Source organism: Staphylococcus sp. KUGN1, assembly GCF_045984185.1.
Taxonomy (GTDB): domain Bacteria; phylum Bacillota; class Bacilli; order Staphylococcales; family Staphylococcaceae; genus Staphylococcus; species Staphylococcus warneri_A.
The window spans coordinates 1-19,911 of the sequence record NZ_JBJQIL010000009.1 but is presented as its reverse complement, the minus strand read 5'-3'; the positions used below and the strand labels follow the sequence as shown (position 1 = coordinate 19,911).

At 28.1% G+C, this 19,911-nt stretch carries 19 protein-coding genes and 1 pseudogene; 8 read left to right on the top strand and 12 right to left on the bottom strand.

Annotated elements, in window-relative coordinates:
* Together ACJQQZ_RS12145 and ACJQQZ_RS12140 are read right to left on the bottom strand one after the other, a co-directional pair.
* Entirely contained in the window at positions 1 to 675 is a 675-nt protein-coding gene (locus ACJQQZ_RS12145; RefSeq protein ID WP_069805276.1) for an IS6-like element IS257 family transposase, read from the bottom strand.
* A gap of 467 nt (positions 676 to 1,142) precedes the next feature.
* Positions 1,143 to 1,886: a DUF536 domain-containing protein gene (locus ACJQQZ_RS12140; protein ID WP_186364182.1), complete on the bottom strand. Its 744-nt coding sequence runs from the start codon at positions 1,884 to 1,886 to the stop codon at positions 1,143 to 1,145.
* Between the two features lie 431 nt (positions 1,887 to 2,317).
* On the opposite strand from ACJQQZ_RS12140, the gene ACJQQZ_RS12135 reads away from it, so the two are divergent.
* From ACJQQZ_RS12135 to ACJQQZ_RS12125, 3 genes and pseudogenes are all read left to right on the top strand, one after another.
* Entirely contained in the window at positions 2,318 to 3,259 is a 942-nt protein-coding gene (locus ACJQQZ_RS12135; RefSeq protein ID WP_145506870.1) for a replication initiator protein A, read from the top strand.
* A gap of 13 nt (positions 3,260 to 3,272) precedes the next feature.
* Positions 3,273 to 3,578 (top strand): annotated as a pseudogene (locus ACJQQZ_RS12130) (protein rep); the annotation flags it as partial.
* A gap of 568 nt (positions 3,579 to 4,146) precedes the next feature.
* Complete coding sequence (locus ACJQQZ_RS12125) at positions 4,147 to 4,302, top strand: hypothetical protein (protein ID WP_186364181.1); 156 nt, start codon at positions 4,147 to 4,149, stop codon at positions 4,300 to 4,302.
* Between the two features lie 672 nt (positions 4,303 to 4,974).
* Here ACJQQZ_RS12125 and ACJQQZ_RS12120 read toward each other — a convergent pair.
* Positions 4,975 to 5,535 carry a helix-turn-helix domain-containing protein gene (locus tag ACJQQZ_RS12120; RefSeq protein WP_071562859.1) on the bottom strand — a complete coding sequence of 187 codons (561 nt, stop codon included), beginning with the start codon at positions 5,533 to 5,535 and terminating at the stop codon, positions 4,975 to 4,977.
* Between the two features lie 1,753 nt (positions 5,536 to 7,288).
* Here ACJQQZ_RS12120 and ACJQQZ_RS12115 point away from each other — a divergent pair.
* Positions 7,289 to 8,125 (top strand): hypothetical protein, encoded by an 837-nt coding sequence (locus tag ACJQQZ_RS12115; protein WP_145506858.1) that lies wholly within the window; start codon positions 7,289 to 7,291, stop codon positions 8,123 to 8,125.
* A gap of 142 nt (positions 8,126 to 8,267) precedes the next feature.
* On the top strand, positions 8,268 to 8,363 hold the full coding sequence (locus ACJQQZ_RS12110; protein WP_014287283.1) for a type I toxin-antitoxin system Fst family toxin: 96 nt from the start codon (positions 8,268 to 8,270) through the stop codon (positions 8,361 to 8,363).
* 132 nt (positions 8,364 to 8,495) lie between these two features.
* On the opposite strand, the gene ACJQQZ_RS12105 is transcribed toward ACJQQZ_RS12110, so the two are convergent.
* The 7 genes from ACJQQZ_RS12105 to ACJQQZ_RS12075 form a co-directional block, all read right to left on the bottom strand.
* Positions 8,496 to 9,269 carry an ABC transporter permease gene (locus ACJQQZ_RS12105; RefSeq protein WP_096811251.1) on the bottom strand — a complete coding sequence of 258 codons (774 nt, stop codon included), beginning with the start codon at positions 9,267 to 9,269 and terminating at the stop codon, positions 8,496 to 8,498.
* Positions 9,269 to 9,964 (bottom strand): ABC transporter ATP-binding protein, encoded by a 696-nt coding sequence (locus ACJQQZ_RS12100; protein WP_145506855.1) that lies wholly within the window; start codon positions 9,962 to 9,964, stop codon positions 9,269 to 9,271. Before ACJQQZ_RS12100 ends, ACJQQZ_RS12105 begins: the two co-directional genes overlap by 1 nt.
* A gap of 207 nt (positions 9,965 to 10,171) precedes the next feature.
* Positions 10,172 to 10,699, bottom strand: a complete 528-nt coding sequence (locus ACJQQZ_RS12095; RefSeq protein WP_001831394.1) for a GNAT family N-acetyltransferase — start codon at positions 10,697 to 10,699, stop codon at positions 10,172 to 10,174.
* Positions 10,700 to 10,891: 192 nt separating this feature from the next.
* Complete coding sequence (locus ACJQQZ_RS12090; protein ID WP_001831384.1) at positions 10,892 to 11,548, bottom strand: hypothetical protein; 657 nt, start codon at positions 11,546 to 11,548, stop codon at positions 10,892 to 10,894.
* 63 nt (positions 11,549 to 11,611) lie between these two features.
* Positions 11,612 to 11,821, bottom strand: a complete 210-nt coding sequence (gene copZ / locus ACJQQZ_RS12085; RefSeq protein ID WP_001831373.1) for a copper chaperone CopZ — start codon at positions 11,819 to 11,821, stop codon at positions 11,612 to 11,614.
* Positions 11,822 to 11,854: 33 nt separating this feature from the next.
* Positions 11,855 to 14,242: a heavy metal translocating P-type ATPase gene (locus ACJQQZ_RS12080; protein WP_001832797.1), complete on the bottom strand. Its 2,388-nt coding sequence runs from the start codon at positions 14,240 to 14,242 to the stop codon at positions 11,855 to 11,857.
* 14 nt (positions 14,243 to 14,256) lie between these two features.
* Positions 14,257 to 14,532, bottom strand: coding sequence for a metal-sensing transcriptional repressor (locus ACJQQZ_RS12075; protein WP_001831396.1), 276 nt, complete (start codon positions 14,530 to 14,532; stop codon positions 14,257 to 14,259).
* Between the two features lie 174 nt (positions 14,533 to 14,706).
* Here ACJQQZ_RS12075 and ACJQQZ_RS12070 point away from each other — a divergent pair, with 174 nt between their 5' ends.
* The gene (locus ACJQQZ_RS12070; protein WP_001831374.1) at positions 14,707 to 14,982 is read left to right on the top strand and encodes a glutaredoxin family protein; all 276 of its coding nucleotides are present in this window, start codon (positions 14,707 to 14,709) and stop codon (positions 14,980 to 14,982) included.
* Positions 14,983 to 15,022: 40 nt separating this feature from the next.
* Here the strand turns inward: ACJQQZ_RS12070 and ACJQQZ_RS12065 are convergent, their stop codons facing one another.
* Both ACJQQZ_RS12065 and blaZ read right to left on the bottom strand, forming a co-directional pair.
* Entirely contained in the window at positions 15,023 to 15,964 is a 942-nt protein-coding gene (locus ACJQQZ_RS12065) for a cation diffusion facilitator family transporter (RefSeq protein ID WP_001831389.1), read from the bottom strand.
* Between the two features lie 644 nt (positions 15,965 to 16,608).
* Positions 16,609 to 17,454, bottom strand: a complete 846-nt coding sequence (blaZ, locus tag ACJQQZ_RS12060) for a penicillin-hydrolyzing class A beta-lactamase BlaZ (protein WP_000733268.1) — start codon at positions 17,452 to 17,454, stop codon at positions 16,609 to 16,611.
* A gap of 106 nt (positions 17,455 to 17,560) precedes the next feature.
* Here blaZ and blaR1 point away from each other — a divergent pair, with 106 nt between their 5' ends.
* Positions 17,561 to 19,318, top strand: coding sequence for a beta-lactam sensor/signal transducer BlaR1 (gene blaR1, locus ACJQQZ_RS12055; protein WP_145506851.1), 1,758 nt, complete (start codon positions 17,561 to 17,563; stop codon positions 19,316 to 19,318).
* Positions 19,308 to 19,688, top strand: coding sequence for a penicillinase repressor BlaI (gene blaI / locus ACJQQZ_RS12050; protein WP_049401913.1), 381 nt, complete (start codon positions 19,308 to 19,310; stop codon positions 19,686 to 19,688). The genes blaR1 and blaI overlap by 11 nt, the downstream gene beginning before the upstream one ends.
* Positions 19,689 to 19,911 lie beyond the last annotated feature (223 nt).

Genomic DNA, 19,911 nt, shown 5'->3' with positions numbered 1-19,911 from the left:
TTAACTTGCTAGCATGATGCTAATTTCGTGGCATGGCGAAAATCCGTAGATCTGAAGAGACCTGCGGTTCTTTTTATATAGAGCGTAAATACATTCAATACCTTTTAAAGTATTCTTTGCTGTATTGATACTTTGATACCTTGTCTTTCTTACTTTAATATGACGGTGATCTTGCTCAATGAGGTTATTCAGATATTTCGATGTACAATGACAGTCAGGTTTAAGTTTAAAAGCTTTAATTACTTTAGCCATTGCTACCTTCGTTGAAGGTGCCTGATCTGTAATTACCTTTTGAGGTTTACCAAATTGTTTAATGAGACGTTTGATAAACGCATATGCTGAATGATTATCTCGTTGCTTACGCAACCAAATATCTAATGTATGTCCCTCTGCATCAATGGCACGATATAAATAGCTCCATTTTCCTTTTATTTTGATGTACGTCTCATCAATACGCCATTTGTAATAAGCTTTTTGATGCTTTTTCTTCCAAATTTGATATAAAATTGGGGCATATTCTTGAACCCAACGGTAGACCGTTGAATGATGAACGTTTACACCACGTTCCCTTAATATTTCAGATATATCACGATAACTCAATGCATATCTTAGATAGTAGCCAACGGCTACAGTGATAACATCCTTGTTAAATTGTTTATATCTGAAATAGTTCATACAGAAGACTCCTTTTTGTTAAAATTATACTATAAATTCAACTTTGCAACAGAACCTTGGATTACCTAGGCTAGGAGCATAAGAAGTATCACGACTCAAATCTTTTTTATTAATATCATTCCAACCAACTTTTTGAAAGAAATATAAAGAGCATCCAATTAGTAATAAGCTAAATACAAAGATAATACTAGTAATTTTATTTTTCACAATGATATTCCTTTCTATTTATTTTGTAATTCCCACAAATTTTTATATAAGGAATTGTTATTTAAAAGATCTATATGACAACCTTTTTTCTAAAATCTGACCGTCGGATAAAGTAATTATTTTATCCGAATTTTTTATTAAATTTATTTCATAAAAATATCTCAAAATTTAATTAACATAACCGATGATTATCAGAAGTCCAGTTAACATAAAAAAGAAGCGCCAAGTTTAAATACTTGATGCTTCTTTTTAAATTACAGTTAGTTACCAAATAAACGACTCCAAAAACCTTTTTTAGGTGGTTGTTCTACCTTGTTATCAGGATCATTATTTATTTCTTCAGATGAATTATTACCTTTAAGTAATTCATCTTCTTCTAAACTGTTATCATTGCTCTCTTCAGGCATCTCTTTATTTCTATCTCTTATGTCTTCTTCTGCTGTCTTGTTTGCTTGTGGTTGATTAACATTTTTAACTTCTTCAGTAAATTTTGCTTCTTGCGTATTAACATTTTGTCTATCATTCGTAGATTGATCAAAAGAATAATTAAGTTGTCTTTCTTCTTCTAATTGATTCTCTAATTTTTGAATCTTTTTATTGCTTTCTAAAGCTAATATTTGTTGATTTTCAAGCAATTTTGATCTTTCCTGTAACTCTTTTCTATAGAATTCTATTGTTGTGTTGTGACGACTTTCTTGCTTTTCAATCTGGCTATTTAAGGTTTCAATTTGATTTTTTAATATTTCTATTATTTGAGTGTCATTTTTAGATTCAACATTAATATTATCTGATTCATTATTTTTTTTATCCGCTGTGGTAGTTTCGAACCCATATTTCTTTTTATTTTCATTCACCCTTTGAATTATTTTTTCTACATCAGTATCTTCTTTAATGAATGAAGTGTTTTCTTGCTTTATTGTTTCTATATTTAGTCGTTTAATATTATTAAAAATTGTTTGTTTACTAACTTTTAATTCTTCACTTAACATTTTCACACTTTTCACATAATCAACCCTTTGTAAACAGTTTATAAACCCTTTACAAACCATTATAAAACTATAGATGCTTTAATACAAGATAATACAATATGAATAAAAAAAACACATTTTATAAAGGGTTTATCTAGGGTTGATAGGATTTGTCAAAGGTTTATCAACCTTTTATGAACCTTTGACGGTTATCCATTTTCTCCTTTTATAACCTTATTTAAAGTGCTATAATATACTTAACATATCAAAAACCCCCAACTACTGGTAATAGTTGGGGGTTGGTAATAAAACGTTACAGCACGTTTGTTTAATATAAAATTTGTACTTGTATTATATAATGAATAACATCTTAGTGCAAGCTCCTAAATCTTTAAATAAATGTAAAGCTATATAAAAGCGTTTTATTACCTCTTACCACACTAAATTTCGGAAAGAGGTTTTTTATTATGTCAAATTTCAAAAGAATTACAATACAAGAGTTTGAACAAGAAAGATTTTATAAACTATATAAGTTTTTATTTGAAGATGATTATTTTAGAAAGCTCAGTGACTCTGCCAAAATTGCTTATTGTATGTTTAGGGACCGGTTCGAATTATCTAAAATAAACAATTGGATTGATGAAAATGGAAATGTATATTTAATATTTACTACTAAAGATTTATGTGAACTTTTAAATTGCGGAACTCAAAAAGTAACCAAAATTAAGAAAGAATTAGAAAATTTTAATCTTTTAGAGCAAGAAAGAATGGGTTTAAACAAACCAAATAAAATTTACTTGCTAGAACCTAAAAAACCATATAAACACAATGATAGCAAGGAATTTCGAAAATCAAAATTCCAGAATAATGAAAATCAAAATTCCAGAGTTTTGAAAGTCAAAAAACAAGAATTTCGAAAATCAAAATCAAATGATACTGAGTTTAATAATACTAACTATATAGAGACTGATGATAATGATACGAATGATTTGAATGATACAAATAACAATATTTCTACAACTAACAATCATTCGTATCATACAAATCACCAAAACACTGAATTTAATAACGATGCTTTAAAATTCCAATTACTTGAAGAATTACCAAATCAAATTAAAGATTATTTAAGTAATTTTGAAATTAGAGAGATTCGTATTATTAAAAGTGTTTTACTTAAAGGGAAAAAATCTTTTAATAACTCACATGATACATATTACCGTTTAGAAGATGTGGAATTTGATCTAGTAAGTGTCTTAAAACGTTTTAAAGCAATGCTGCTACAAAAGAGCGAAACTGTTGAAGCCATGCAAGGTTATTTAATGCAATCGATTAAAGCTGAACTTGAAGAAATACACGCGCTCAATATGCGTCGTCAAAATATGCCTAAATACAATATCTTTAATGAATAGTTCAAATGATCTTACAGCAATCAAAGAGAACTCAAAATATTCGATTAAGTCGTCTGATTTTTTAACTGATGATGACGAAAAAAATCAAGAAATCGTAAATGATTTGGAAAAAGTTTTATACCGAAAACGTATGTTGAGTTATGGTGGATTGCTTAAACAAAAACATAAAATTTTAAATTTAGACGATGTCGAAGATGGTAATTTGATTAATATAAGTGACGAAGATAAAACAACTGACGAAGAAGAAAAAGCACATTCAATTACGGCAATTTGGAATTTTGAAAAACAAAATTATTACTTAAAAGATTTGAAACGTTAGCTTAAAAGCTAGCGTTTTTTTATGCTTTTTTGCCCCTGCGGGAACTATAGCGTTCAACCAGCATAGTTGCCCAGTTTTTACGCAAAAAATAATTTTGTGCGTAAATGGGCAGTGTCTAAAAAATCATTCACTGGTTTTGATCAAATTTTAGTTGGTGTAATTAAAATATATTTATTTGGCTCATATTTGCGTTTTAAGAGCTTATATACGTTTTTAGGTATAAAACTATATGAATTACCCCTAAATCTTTGAAATGCCCCCTTAAAATTCAAAATAAAGGTATTTAAATTTAGACAAATCTAAAAAGTTAATCCGTATATAAACGAAATGATTTTTAATTCCGTACAGTATTAATTTTTATGTCTCTGTTATAATATCGATTACTTGTTTTGATATAAAAATCGGCTTTCGTCGATTTTTATTTTTTAGCATTACGTTTGGAATAAACGTATAAGTCTACACTTGGGAAATACGTAAGTAGGTTAAGTATCTTTCAAAAGTGTTAGTTTATATATTGTTTTTTTATTAGTACAATTAAAGTGATTATATAAATAAAGGAGTTTTGATTATGAAAAAGTGGTTGAAAGATAATTCTACATCAATTTCTTATTGTGTTTTATTTGCTATTCCTTTTGGTGTGCTTTTAGGTCCTTTAGGTGCTTCTATAGGTATTGCTTTAGGTGCTGCTGTGGGTCAACGTGAGCAAAATAAAAAAAGTAAATAAAAAAGAAAGGCAATCAAAATGATACTTGATTGCTTTTCTTTTGGTAGTCGTCATTTAAAAATAATTAGACCACGCATTTATGCCGAGAAAATTTATTGTGCGTTGAGAAGAACCCTTAACTAAACTTGCAGACGAATGTCGGCATAGCGTGAGCTATTAAGCCGACCATTCGACAAGTTTTGGGATTGTTAAGGGTTCCGAGGCTCAACGTCAATAAAGCAATTGGAATAAAGCAATTATGCTAATTTAAGAATTGTGGAGGTGTAAGTATTAAGAATAAACTTTTTAAGGCAATTAAAGACGTTATTATTATTATCTTAATTATTTTTTTAGTAGCAACTGTGTTAAATTACATGGATTTGAATATTAGTTTAAATAAATATTGGAGTAAACTTGGAAATTTAGGATTAATAAATATTTACGAAAATAATAATTTAAATGGGTTGGTAACATTAGGTTTTATATTAGCTGGATTATCTTTTGTTTACGATATGTTTTTTAAGAAAGAGTCTAAAGAGGTTAAACAAAAATAAGAGAAGTTTAATTGGTTTTGATTTTAGGTTTTGAAACGAGTTGAAAACGAGTTTCTTCTTGTCTTGATAAAGTGCCCTTAACAGTGAAAATAAATCTGTTAAGGGCTTTAATAACAATTTTATGGGAATAAATTCATAATTATTTAAACCAGTTAAGACTGATGATAAATATTGTTATAAATAAGGCGATATATATAATGCTAATCATCGCATTAATGATTTTATGCTTTGTTTTATCTGTATTTATTTTTTCGATTGTTTTTCCGTTCATGTAATCTAGAATTTGTTTATAGGTAAATAGCCTATTTTGCTCTTTGTATTTATCAACTTTAATAGCACTATATCCAGAAAGAATTGCTAGTAATACCACTATTATATAACCGTAATTACCCAGAAAGTGTAATGCAGGACCTATAGAAAGGGCAGTTAATATACTGGATATCCCCATAACGAATGTCCAATTATTAAAATGTTTATTACTTAATTGATGCTCCATAGTTTTTATATCTCCTTTAACTAAATGATCTAAAGAAGTATTAAAAATTTGGCTTAGTAAAATTAAACTGTTTAAATCAGGTATATTTTTGTTTCTTTCCCAATTGGATATCGTATGTCTTGTTACATGAATTTTTTCTGCTAAATCTTCTTGGGATAAATTTTGTTCTTTTCTGTATTTTTGGATTTGTTTACTAAGCTCCATTTTTATCGCTTCCTTGTTTTTCAATTTAGTTAATTTAATGAAATATAGCTATACAATGTTTTTTGCATTAACAAATTGTTACTGCAAAAGATGTTTTACATTGCTGATAAATCAATGGTTTTGATTATTTTAGAAACAAGTCAAAAACGTGTTTCTTTTATTTGGGTAGGATATAAAAATAAATCAACTTTAATTTATAAACTGTTATAGTTATTTTTAGTATATAATAAATAAAATGATTGAAAAGTTGAGAGTTATTTAATGAAATTAACTTAAGAAGATATAGAAAGAAAATGAGAATTTTAATGACCATAGTAAGTTTATATAATAATATTAGGTGTTTCAAATATAACTTTTCAAAATTAAAAATAGCTCAAATAATTGAATATAGGTATATTTTCAACAAGTTTTTTAATATCAATTACAAATGTAGGTGGAAAAATTACGTATTCTATATACTTAAATTTAAAATAAATAAAAAATTGTTGATTCTATAAAGTAGATATAAAATCAAAATGGGATATACAAATATTGGAATGAAGAATATAAGTCATATAATATTTTGAAATTTTGGAGGTATAAAATAATGGAAAATGAAAAATCAATTAAAGAAGAAATACAAGAGTTTTATTTAAATGGGGGTAAATATAACGAAGAAGAAATTGATTTTGGAAAACGTGAAGGATCAGAATTGTTATAATAAAATGATTTTCCATATTTTAAAAGTTCATTTTTAAATGATTGAATCATCGTATTGTTTTAAAATAAATTGAAATATCAAACATGTTTCATGCGTATAATTAAACAAATAATAATAGAAAAATATAAAATTGAGTGATTTGGTATGAAAAGAATGATTCATTATGATAACGAAAAAATCATTTTTATTCATTTAACTTTTGTACAAATCATTTATTTTTTATGCTGAAAGCAGAATAAAAAATAAGAGCATAAGGAAATACAATGCCACTGACGTGTCAATCAGCATAGCTGATGTATTTTTCTTACCATTTCTTCGTCATTTGCCCTCGCTATAAATACTGTTATAACTGTATTTATAGCACATTTACATTAAACAAAAATGCATTAAGTAATTTTTATTCTGTAAATTACGAATGGCATTGTTAATGTGAACCCCAATCCTATAAATAAAGCCTATTTAAAGGTATTCAGAGACCCTTTTATTCCATTAGAATAAAGAATTTTGAAGTTTTATTCTACTAGAATAAGCCATTTTTGAAAAAAAGAAATATCCAAAATGAAATTTAAGTTGTTATAGAAAATGAATTTGTGTCACTCATTGATACTTAAAATTTAAAAAGCAATAAAGTAAACCGTAAATTTTTTTATGTTTCATTTTACGTTTTTTAAATTTATAAGGAACTATTTTGGTATGAAAAAATTAGAAGTTTATTCATTTTTGATTTTCTAATCTATCCTTTTTCAAAATTATTCTTGATATTTGATGATACGAAAATGTGTTATAATTTACATAAATTGAAGAAAGAGCAAAAGCTCCTCCTTCAAAAATCATTAATGTATGATTTCTTTTATTAGGGTAAATAAAACTCTTAGCAGATTAATTATTTCTGTTAAGAGCTTTATTTTTCTTTTTCAGACATGCAATCGCTGTTTTCTTTTAAAGAGATTGTGGTATCAAACCAAAAATTAATTAGTCATATTTTTAATGAATGATTTACTGTTATAGTAGAGTTGATTCATAAAATCACTATCAATTAATAGGATGATGTACTTGGAGATTAAAGAAAATTTAGAAATTCTAAACCTTATTGTTCAATTGATAAATATAGGTTTTATTCCATTATTCGGAATTATAGTCAGTAAATTTAGAAGCAGGGAAAGAATTATGAATCAGAATAAAGAAAAATTGGGGCGTTGGATTGGTAATATCTTTTTCTTTATAATAACTACTGTCATTATAGATTTAGTTTTACTAGTAAGTATTATGGAATTATTCATAAATAATGATATAAGCTTAAAGGAAGTCGGTTTACATAAGAAAGAAATTGGACAAATCTTTATTATATTTACAATATTTTCTGTATTATATGCATTTTTCTTAATGCCACTATGGACAAAAGATAAAAGATATCTTGAAGTAGAATTAGAACATGTTAAGGGCGAAAAAAAACTATATACCGTTTTAAATCGAAACAAAATAATGGGGAAAGATGTTTTATTTTATAAGGATAAAAATAATTATAAAGAATATGAAGAAGATATAGATAGAATTAAACAAAGAGAGGGTAGAATTACATTTATACCCAAAAGAAAATCTATATTTAATATTAATAGGGAATCTATAGAAGAAAGTAAAATTTTCCCTATATGGTTTAGATGGGTAGTATTTATATTTATAGCTCTTGCATCTTTATTTGGAACGTGGAATGCCTTAGAAATGATATATGGCATATGGATGAGCGATTTGGGATCACCTTTGATAGGATTTAAAATAGTTATATCTAGTTTTCCTTGTGTAATATTTGCTTATTTTATTATTATCTTATTCTTTCTATATAAAAATTGGTTGGGGAAAAACAGGTTGGTTTACAAAAAAAGAAAACGCTAAATTAATTAGTTTGTATGGATATAATATTCGACATAATTCAACTTATCGGAAGTGAATATGCTTATGTATTTACAAATGATATAATAATAGAGTCGCCTATCTCTCAGGCGTCAATTTGACGTAGAGAGGAGGTGCATACGCGATGTCTGAAATCTTTGTGAACATCATGACCACAGCAGCAAGTGGTTGTCTCGTTGCGCTATTTGCGCATTGGCTACGCAAGCGTAATGACGAATAGGCGACTAGTCACACCAAAAAATCCCCTTACTACGGCCATAGTAAGGGGATTTGGTGCATACATGCCTGATAATCTTTGTTAATTACATTGTAACACTATAATTGGTAGGAATGCAAAATCGCATATCTAAAATTATACATTTTTCTTTTTAAAAGCGAAAATAACTAATGCTAAAAAGATAATAATATAAACAATGTTCCCAATATATAGTTCATGTAACTCTAGTTTAGTCATTTTTTTGAATACTTCGTTATCTAATACTTGTGTACTTAAATTTAACATGTTGATAGGGTTCCATTTTAACCATTCCCATTGAGCAATTGCCGCAAAGAGTATGCCTGAAATAACAGAAGAAGCAAAGTAGAAGACAATTCCTACAGCAATCGAAACACCTGGTGATTTTAAAAGGCAAGAAATTAATAATGTTAAACTCAATATTAACCACATACCAATATAAGTAGCTAAAGCAGTTAACAAGTGCTCTTGTAACAGTGATAAATTGTCACCAGATTGTTTTAAAATATCCATATCAGAAAATAGGATTAATTTTAAACCTAAGCTTATCAAAGTAGTAACAATAAATAATATTAATGAATAAATAAATAAAGCGCTAAATTTACTTAAAATAATACTCATTCTTGAGTAGTTTCTATAAAGTAAGTTCTTAATTGTACCATAGTGGAATTCCATAGTGATTATGGTTGCTGCTTGAATAATCATTAAGAAGAAGATCCAAGAAAATCCTGTATACCCTTGTTTGAACTGTGATTCTGGCTTAAGTATATCTTCATAATTATTACTTAAAACTGCCATAGCAATCATTAGAATAAATATTATAATTGGGATAATAATGGATGACTTCTTTTTAAATATCTTATAAAGTTCTTGATTAATTAAAGTGCCCATTATGATTGTTCCCCCTTTTGATCAATAATATTAAGTAATATATTTTCTAAATCACTTTCATTTGATTGGTTCAATTCTTCCATAGTAGTCTCTTTAATAATTTTACCTTTATCAATAATTAAAATTGAGTCTGTAACTTTTACAAGTTCACTTAAAATATGACTAGATATTAAAAAAGTTACACCTTGATTTTTAAAGTTTATAATCGTCTCTCTCACATTTTTTACGGCTTTTGGATCTAAGCCGTTCATTGGTTCATCTAAAATAACTAATTTAGGATGATTTAAAAGTGCCAGAGCGATACCTAACTTTTGTTTCATTCCTAATGAATAAGTTTTTGCTTTACTATGTATAAAATCATTCATTTCTAACTTATCAACAATTTGCTGAATATTACTTGTGTCTTTATCTTCATTAATAAGTTTCATATTTTCAAAACCAGTAAGAAATGGATATAATCCAGGATTTTCAATTAAAGCACCTATATCATTACTTTTATTTAAAGTATGTGATTTTAGAGTTCCAGATTGATAGCTGGATAGACCTAAAATAACCTTCATTAATGTTGTCTTTCCTGCACCATTTCCACCTACTAATCCAATAATATCGCCACTGTTTAGTGTGAAAGATACATCTTTTAGAATTTTTTTACTTTTGATATTTTTACTAATTTCGTTCAAAGTTAATAATTCCATAGTATTCCCCCTTTTTGGTTTTGTGACTTATATATCAATATTATCAAACAAACAATTGTAAATATATAGTATTGTGTGATATTGATACTATTTAAATTATAAAAAGTGTATATATTGTCAAAAAGATTATACTATTAAGGGTACGCTCTAAATAAACAAAAATAGTCCTCTTATTAAAATAAGAGGACTATTTTTGTTTAAAATTATTCAAGACCATTCGCTTTCTAACATACTCATTTGCCATAAATTATAATATTCTCCATTTAATTTTCTAAAGTCTCTTTTTTCTCCTTCTTTTATAAATCCAATCTTTTTGTAACTTTTAATAGCTGATTTATTAAAGGCAAAAACACCTAATTCAATTCTGTGTAGTCCCAAATCTTCAAAAGCCTTTTTCAATAATTTCTTTATTATTTTAGGGCCTAATCCTTGGCCACGCATTTGCGGATCACCTACTAAAACTTTACTTAACGTGGCGGAACAATTTTTAAAATCTATATTATTTAAAGCAATATGACCTATAATTTTTTTTGAATTATTTTCTTCAATGATAACTTTATAAATTATTTTACTAGAATTTTCTTTATTTGTGTCTTTAATATATTCCTTTAATTGTTCTTCATCTAGGGGATAATTAAAATCTGTACCTGCCCATTTGACTAAAAGTTCAGGAGAGTTTATCCAGTTTATTAATAAATCAAAATCTTTCTCCTCAAAATATTCAAACTTAATCAATAAATTACTCCTTAAATAATAGGTTATTAACTATAAAAATTCAGTGAATGTTGCAATATAAACAACCACTACAATTTTTTGATACTTTCTTCATCAACTTTCTATCTTAAATTTTCGATTTTTTATAAAGCGTTTTGTATTATCTAAATAACTCTTTACAATTTACTGATTTTTAAGCTTTTGCTAATAGATTTATGCAACTTTAATATTATAAGTAAATCTATGCACTTCATCATTAAATTTAAATTCTGCCCAAATTTTATACATCCCTTTTTTAGGAAAATGAGCATAAAAGGTTGTAGAATCAGGTGATTCTGGGTGAACATGAATATAATCAGTTAATTGCTCATCAAATATAATCACATGTCCTAAAGCTCCTAAATAAGGTTGGGGAGTTAATTCTGTATTGAAAGTTAAAGGGACATGTTCATCTTCTTTAGCACTTATAGAATTTAAAGTTACATGAACTCCTTTGTTAACTTTTACCCAATTTTTATCAGAATTTAAAGATGTTGTAGAGGTTATTTTATCTCCAATTTGCAGTTCAATAGGATGAACGGAATACACATGGTTTTTTGGTGTAACATCAACAAAAGCCTGGTAAGTTCCTGGCTCTAATTGTTGGTTAATTATAAATAAACCTTCATGCTTTTTTTGAGGGTGTAGGTGGTAATATTTCTCCATGTCATTAGATACTAAAACGAAATGCATTTCTTTTTCATGCATAGTATCTAATAATGGGGCATTATTAAATTCATCTTCTAACGTAATTTCTATATTACCATCTCTATATACAACATTTGCTTTAATTTCGGGTTTGTTTGAATGATATTCATGATTATGATTCATATTTTTATCCTCCTTAATTTTTAATAAGGGCATATCATTAAACGATATGCCCAACTATTTAAATTATTTAATTACATCGTAACCTTGATCTTCAATAGCTTCTTTAAAGTCGTTGAAAGCTACTTGATTTTCATCAAATTCAACTTCCACATTCCCATTCGCCAAGCTTACTTCTGAAGATGTTACACCATCTAATCCATTTAATGCTTTTTCAATTGAATGCTTGCAATGGTCACAGCTCATACCTTCTACATTAATAACTTCGTTAGTCAATGTTGTCACCTCCTTTCAAGAAATATAAGATTCTTATAATTTCATACGTTTTAGACGTAAAGCGTTTGTGACAACACTTACAGAACTTAAAGCCATTGCTGCTCCCGCAACCCAAGGTGCTAGCAGACCAATTGCTGCTATAGGGATACCTGCAACATTGTAACCAAACGCCCAAAATAGATTTTGGCGAATATTACGAATTGTAGATTTACTTGCTTTTATTGCTTTTGGAATTAATAAAAGGTCTCCTCCTAAAATAGTTATATCAGCAGCTTCGATTGCAACTTCTGTACCTGTACCAATGGCAATACCAATATCTGCTTTAACTAGTGCTGGAGCATCATTGACACCATCTCCAACCATAGCTACTTTTTTACCTTCAGATTGAATTTCTGCTACTTTAGAAGCTTTTTCTTCTGGTAAAACCTCTGCAATAATCGTGTCTATACCAACTTGTTTTGCTATTGCTTGTGCGGTACGTTTGTTATCACCAGTTAACATAGCAACTTCAATACCTAATTCATGAAGTTTTTGAATAGCTTGTTGGGCAGTATCTTTAACTGTATCAGCTACAGCGACAACCCCTCTCAATTCGTTATCTACGCTTATAAGCATTGCAGTTTTTCCTTCTTTTTCAAATTGAGCGAGATTTGTTTCAGCTTCATTAGTTTGGATTCCTTTTTCACTCATTAGTTTTCGATTTCCGACAAAAAGTTCTTTACCATCAATTGTTGCATTTATACCGCGCCCTGGTATAGCTTCAAAATGGTCTACTTCTAAAAATTCTAATGATTTTTCTTTAGCATAACTTACGATAGCTTCAGCTAGTGGGTGTTCAGAACCTTTTTCTGCACTAGCTAACAATTGTAATGTTTGATCATCTCCACTAAAATCAGTGACTTCAGGTGTGCCATTTGTTATAGTGCCAGTTTTATCTAAAACAACTGTATTAATAGCGTGTGTACCTTCAATGTGTTCTCCACCTTTAAATAGAATGCCATTTTCAGCAGCTTTTCCGGTACCCACCATTATAGAAGTAGGCGTAGCTAAGCCTAACGCACAAGGACAAGCGATAACTAATACTGCTATTGCAGCAACTAAGGCTGGTTCAAATTGTCCCGGCTGAACTAATGAAATCCATATAATAAATGTGAAAATCGCGATACCTACAACGATAGGTACAAAATATCCAGAAATAATATCTGCTAGTCTTTGTATTGGCGCTTTAGAACCTTGCGCTTCTTCGACAACTTTAACAATGGAGGCAAGAGCTGTATCTTTACCAACTTTTGTTGCTTCAACAGTAATTGCTCCATTTTTATTCATTGTTGATCCTATAACATTATCATTTTGCATTTTTTCAACAGGAATAGATTCACCTGTCAACATTGACTCGTCAATTGAAGTCATACCTTTAATTATTTTGCCATCTACTGGTATTTTTTCTCCTGGTTTGATAACTAAATAGTCTCCTTCTTTTACCTCACTTAAAGGAACCATAGTCTCTTCACCGTTGCGTAATATACGTGCTTCTTTAGCTTGTAAATTCAACAATTTACTTAACGCATTTGTTGTTTGTGTTTTAGCACGTGCTTCTAAATACTTTCCGAAAAGAATTAAAGTAATTAATACAGCACTTGTTTCAAAATATAGGTGTGGCTCATAATTTGTATTAATTAACCACTTAATCGATTCATAAATACTATAAAAGAAGGCTGCGCTTGTACCTAAAGCGACAAGAACATCCATATTTGCTGACCCATTACGAAGGTTTTTATAAGCGCCTACATAAAATTGCCAACCAATAACAAATTGAACAGGCGTTGCTAATACAAATTGGAACCACGGGTTCATAAATATATGTGGTATTTGAATACCAAATAAATGAACGAACATTGTCATTAACAATGGAGCTGCTAAAACAGCTGAAACAACTAATTTAATTAACTGTCGTTTTAATTGTTTTTCTTTTTGGGAACTTTTTTCTGATGCTTCTTTTTTAGGTTGTGCCTCATACCCTAGGTTTTTAATACGTTGTTGAAATTCATCTACAGACGTCATATCAGGGTTGTATTCTACAGTAGCACTTTCTGTGGTTAAATTAACTGTAGCCTTATTTACACCTGAGATTCGATTTAAAACTTTTTCGATTTTATTCGAACAAGCTGCACACGTCATTCCCATTACATCGAGATCCACTTTTTCGGTTAAAACTCCATAACCTGTTTTTTGAATTGTATTTGCAATATCTTCTAATGATGTAACATTGGGGTTATATTCAATTGTAGCTTTCTCTGTAGAAGGATTTACATTAGCGTTAACTTCATCTAATTTATTTAGATTTTTTTCTACTTTATTCGAGCAAGCTGCACATGTCATGCCTGTGATACCTAATGAGGTTTTTTTAATATTTTCACTCAATTATTTCTTTCCTCCTATTTTGAAAATTGTTTTAATACAACCATCAATTCTTTGATACTTTCTTCTCCGTTGCCATTTTTAATACCTTCACTTACACAATTAGATATATGGTCTTCAGTTACTATAAAACCCACTTGTTTTAGGGCTGATTGTATTGCTGTTATTTGTACTAGTACATCTATACAATATCTATCTTCTGCTATCATTGATTGTAAACCGCGCATTTGTCCTTCTAATCTTTTGAGTCTATTGAGCAATGCGTCATTGTTTTTAACAGTAGTAGTGTTCAATTTCACCCCTCCTCATATACCCTAACGGGGTATCTCTTGTTGGAATCTATATTATACCCCTAGTAGGTATAAGTCAATACAAAAGTTTCATATAAAAAATTAATATTTATAGTTTGTTTTAAGAGGTACACTTGTATAAAATGTATGCTAAAACTTATATTAGGAGAGATATATTTGGATAAAAATATACAACTTGAGCTTTACACAAGACCTACATGCTCTGATTGCCAAGAATCAAAAAGGTATTTAAACTCTCAAGAGATTAGTTATAGTCATAAAGATGTAAGTCAAAATTTGGACTTAGAAGAAGAAATGAAAAAAATATCAGGCAACCGAATTGTTCCCTTATTTGTTTTTTATAAAAAAATTTTTTGGGGTAAAAAAAAGTTGTTTAAATATTACGTGGGATTTGAAAATAACAAAAAAGATATATTAAATATATTGGAATAATTAAATAAACAGCCATTATTAAAAAATAATGGCTGTTTATTTAATGATGATGTTGACTGTCTTCTTCTTTCACGATACAAAACAATTTTTCACTATGATTATTGTTAGAAGTTTCAGTCTGTATTGTGACATGTTGAATATTTTGATGATTGAGTTCATGTTCTATACGTTTAAGTAAAAACTCATTTTCAGTAATGGTCATTGTATCTTCTACAACAATATGACAAGATAACGCGTTTAATCCGCTAGTTACTGACCAAACATGAAAGTCATGAATATTTTTAACTTCTTTGAATTTTTTAATAGTTTTAATAATGTCTTTTGTATTTATATTGCTTGGTGCTCCCTCCATTAATACATGAAGACTTGATTTTGTTACATAAAAGCCGCTACGTAGTACTAAAATTGCTACAATCACACTTGCTAAAGGATCCGCCCACCCCCATCTAAAAAATATAATGAGAAGGGCTGCTATAACTGCACCTATAGATCCAAGCATGTCGCTTATTACATGCAAATATGCTCCACGCATATTTAAGTTTTCTTCTACATCGCTCCCGCGCAGCATTATCCAAGCCACAATAATATTAATAAACAAGCCTACCAAGGCGATAATTAACATGCCTGTAGAAGCTACCTCAGGGGGGTTTTTAAATCTCTCAATAGCTTCATAAAAAATATAGATAGCTATTAACATCAAAGTAATACCATTAAGTACAGCTGCTAGTATTTCAAACCTTTTGTAGCCAAAAGTTTTATTTGTATTAGCTTGCTTCGCTCCTAAAGTAAATGCAATTAAAGCAATACCTAAAGAAATAGAATCACTTAACATATGACCAGCATCTGAAATTAACGCAAGACTGTTAGTAAAGAAACCACCTAACCCTTCTACAATCATGTAACTTGTAATAATAATAAAACTAATTAATAAAGTCTTTTTGTTCGCGCCATGTGTATGATTATGATTGTGATCGTTTTCCATTTAATCCCTCCTCTTTTTAATGATGAAAAATATTTTCTATAATTTGAATTTTTGTTTTTATAACTATAGAGTTAAAAAATATAAAATTTCAATTAATGTTTTGTTACTCGAAGAAAATCATACTAACTTATGAATATATGCTCATATATTCATAAGTTAGTATGATTTTTATCCTTTGTCAATATAGAAATGCTTTGTATTTTGTATATTAAATAAAAACCCTACTTTGCTTTGGACAGTAGTGGGATTTTTGCATATGATAAACCACACTTCACTTGCTAAATATTAACTATATTATAATTAACAAGTGATAATTTCTTTTTAGAGAAAATAATGTATTCACGCCTTTAGGCGTTGTCACTTTGCTTGATATATGAGAATTATTTAACCTTATAAATGAGAAAAAAGCAACGCACTTTAAATAAGATACGTTGCTTTTTCGATTGATGAATACCTATAATTAAACTATTCATCTATTATTTATGATTTTTTGTATATACAATATTTCTAGTTTGTTAAAGAGAATTAAGAAAATAAATATCGAAAATAATAGAGGGAAAATCAGTTTTTGATATCAAAATTATACATGTCAACGATAATACAAACTATAAGATGATATCAGTATTTATTATGCATTTAGAATATTAAAATTCCTTCATTACACTCTTGGCGGTTTCACTTATCAACTTATCATTTGGCTTATCACTTTTATTGTCTTTATTCGTAAAAATGACTAAAACAATAGGTTCAGATTGGCCCTTAGGATAAACAAAAGCAACATCATTTCTAGAAGCATATGTTATTGCTTGACCACTTTTATCAGCAACCTTACAGTCTTTTGAAACACCGTCTTTAATTAAAGTATCTCCGCTTTTATTATTTAACATTAAATCAAGTAAGAATTTTTTGTTTTCTTTGCTTAATTTTCCATTTGCGATAAGTTTATTTAAAGTCTTACCGAAAGCAGCAGGTGTTGAAGTATCTTTTTTGCTCTTTGGTGAATAATAATTTAATTCTATCTCATATCTAACTGGATTTGTTACTTTATCTCCTAGTCCTTTTAGACGTTGTTTAACTTTTTTGATCCCACCGATCTCTTTTATAATTTTATTGTTTGCTGTATTATCACTATATGTCATTGAAGCCTCAATAAGTTCTTTTAAAGTGATATCTTTTCCTACATATTTTTCTAAAATAGGAGAATAAGCAACTATATCATCTTTGTTAATATGTATTTTTTTATTTAACTTATTATAAGGTACTTGTTCTAACAAAATAGCACTATTTATCGCTTTTGAAGTCGAAGCATAGGCAAATCTCTTATCTGAATTAAATTTTACTTCCTTACCACTTTTAGTATCTAAAGCATAAACACCAATATGAGCATTATATTTTTTTTCTAAATCATTTAACTCTTTGGCATGTGGACTGTTTGAATTACATGCACTTAAAACTAAAGCAATTGCAATTAAAAATATTAACTTTTTCAAAATAAACCCTCCAATATTACAAATGTAATTTTTACGAATATATAATATTACATTTGTAATATTTGTGTCAATTATTTATTATAAATATTTGAAAGAAGGTGTCAAAATGGCTAAATTACTAATAACGAGCGTAGTAAGCTTTTGTTTTATATTTCTATTGTTAGTATTTTTTAAGTACATATTAAAACGCTATTTTAATTATAGTTTAAATTATAAAGTTTGGTATCTAACAGTGCTTGCTGGATTAATACCTTTTATCCCAATTAAATTCTCTTTTATAAAATTTAATAATGTGAATAATCAAGCGCCCACAGTTGAAAGTAAGTCACACGACTTGAACCATAACATAAATACCACCAAACCTATTCAAGAGTTCACAACAGATATCCATAAGTTTAATTGGGATTCAATTGATAATATCTGCACAGTTGTTTGGATAGTTTTAGTTATTATTTTAAGTTTTAAATTTTTGAAATCCTTATTATATCTTAAATATTTAAAGAAACAGTCACTTTATCTAAACGAAAATGAAAAAAATAAAGTAGATACGATACTTTTCAACCATCAATATAAAAAAAATATTGTGATTCGAAAAGCAGAGACTATTCAATCTCCAATAACTTTTTGGTATGGGAAATATATTATTTTGATTCCTAGTTCATATTTTAAAAGTGTAATTGATAAAAGACTAAAATATATAATACTGCATGAATATGCTCATGCTAAAAATAGAGATACTTTACATTTAATTATCTTTAATATCTTCTCTATTATTATGAGTTACAATCCATTAGTACATATTGTAAAAAGAAAGATAATTCATGACAATGAAGTAGAAGCCGATAGATTTGTCCTTAATAATATTAACAAAAATGAATTTAAAACTTATGCGGAAGCTATTATGGATTCCGTATTAAAAATCTCAGTTTTTAATAAAAATATACTAAGCCACTCATTTAATGGTAAAAAATCATTACTCAAAAGAAGATTAATGAATATAAAGGACGCCAATCTGAAAAAACAATCAAAATTAATTCTAATTTTCATTTGTATTTTTACTTTTTTTCTCATGGTAATTCAAAGCCAATTTTTGATGGGGCAATCCTTAACTGATGATAATTTTAAAAAACCCTTACAGAACGATTACCAAATTTTAGATAAAAGTAAAATTTTTGGTTCAAATAGTGGATCTTTCGTCATGTACAGCATGAAGAAAGACAAATACTATATTTATAACGAAAAAGAAAGTAGAAAAAGGTATTCTCCTAATTCAACTTATAAAATTTATTTAGCTATGTTTGGACTTGACCGACATATTATAAGTGATGAAAATTCACGTATGTCATGGAATCATAAGCATTACCCTTTTGATGCTTGGAATAAGGAACAAGATTTAAATACAGCAATGCAAAATTCAGTTAATTGGTACTTCGAACGTATTAGTAATCAAATACCAAAGAACTATACAGCGGCTCAACTCAAGCAATTAAATTATGGTAATGAAAATTTGGGAAGTTATAAAAGCTATTGGATGGAAGATAGTTTGAAAATATCTAATCTTGAACAAGTAATAGTTTTTAAAAATATGATGGAACAAAATAACCATTTTAGTAAAAATGAAAAGAAACAATTATCTTCTTCGTTATTGATTAGAAAAAATGAAAATTATGAATTGTATGGGAAAACAGGTACAGGTATAGTAAACGGGAAGTACAATAATGGGTGGTTTGTAGGTTACGTAATTACAAATCATGATAAGTATTATTTTTCTACACATTTATCAGATGAAAAAGCCTCTGGTGAAAATGCTAAATTAATAAATGAAAAAATATTAAAAGAAATGGGTGTTTTAAATGGGCAATAAGCAAGTTGAAATATCTATGGCTGAATGGGATGTTATGAATATAATATGGAATAAAAAATCAGTATCAGCTAATGAAATTGTAGTTGAGATTCAAAAAAATAAAGAAGTTAGCGATAAGACGATTAGAACATTAATTACAAGACTATATAAAAAAGAGATTATAAAACGATATAAATATAATAATATTTATTTTTACTCATCAAATATTAAAGAAGATGATATTAAAATGAAAACTGCTAAAACCTTTCTTAATAAATTGTATGGAGGGGATATGAAAAGTTTAGTGCTTAATTTTGCGAAAAATGAAGAATTAAATAACAAAGAAATTGAAGAATTGCGAGACATTTTAAATGATATTAGTAAAAAGTAATTAGAGGTATGTTTCAAACATAATACATATGTAAACTATGCTTGACTCTTATTAAATTAGTTTTGTTAATGACATTTAAAATATATTATTAAAGATGAGAGTGTACAGAAAATAACTGTTTTCTGTACACTCTTTCTTCATAATCCAAAATCTATGAATATCAGTATATAATATGTTCAAAAACTCAACATAAAATCAATGTTCATAAAATGATTTAGATACA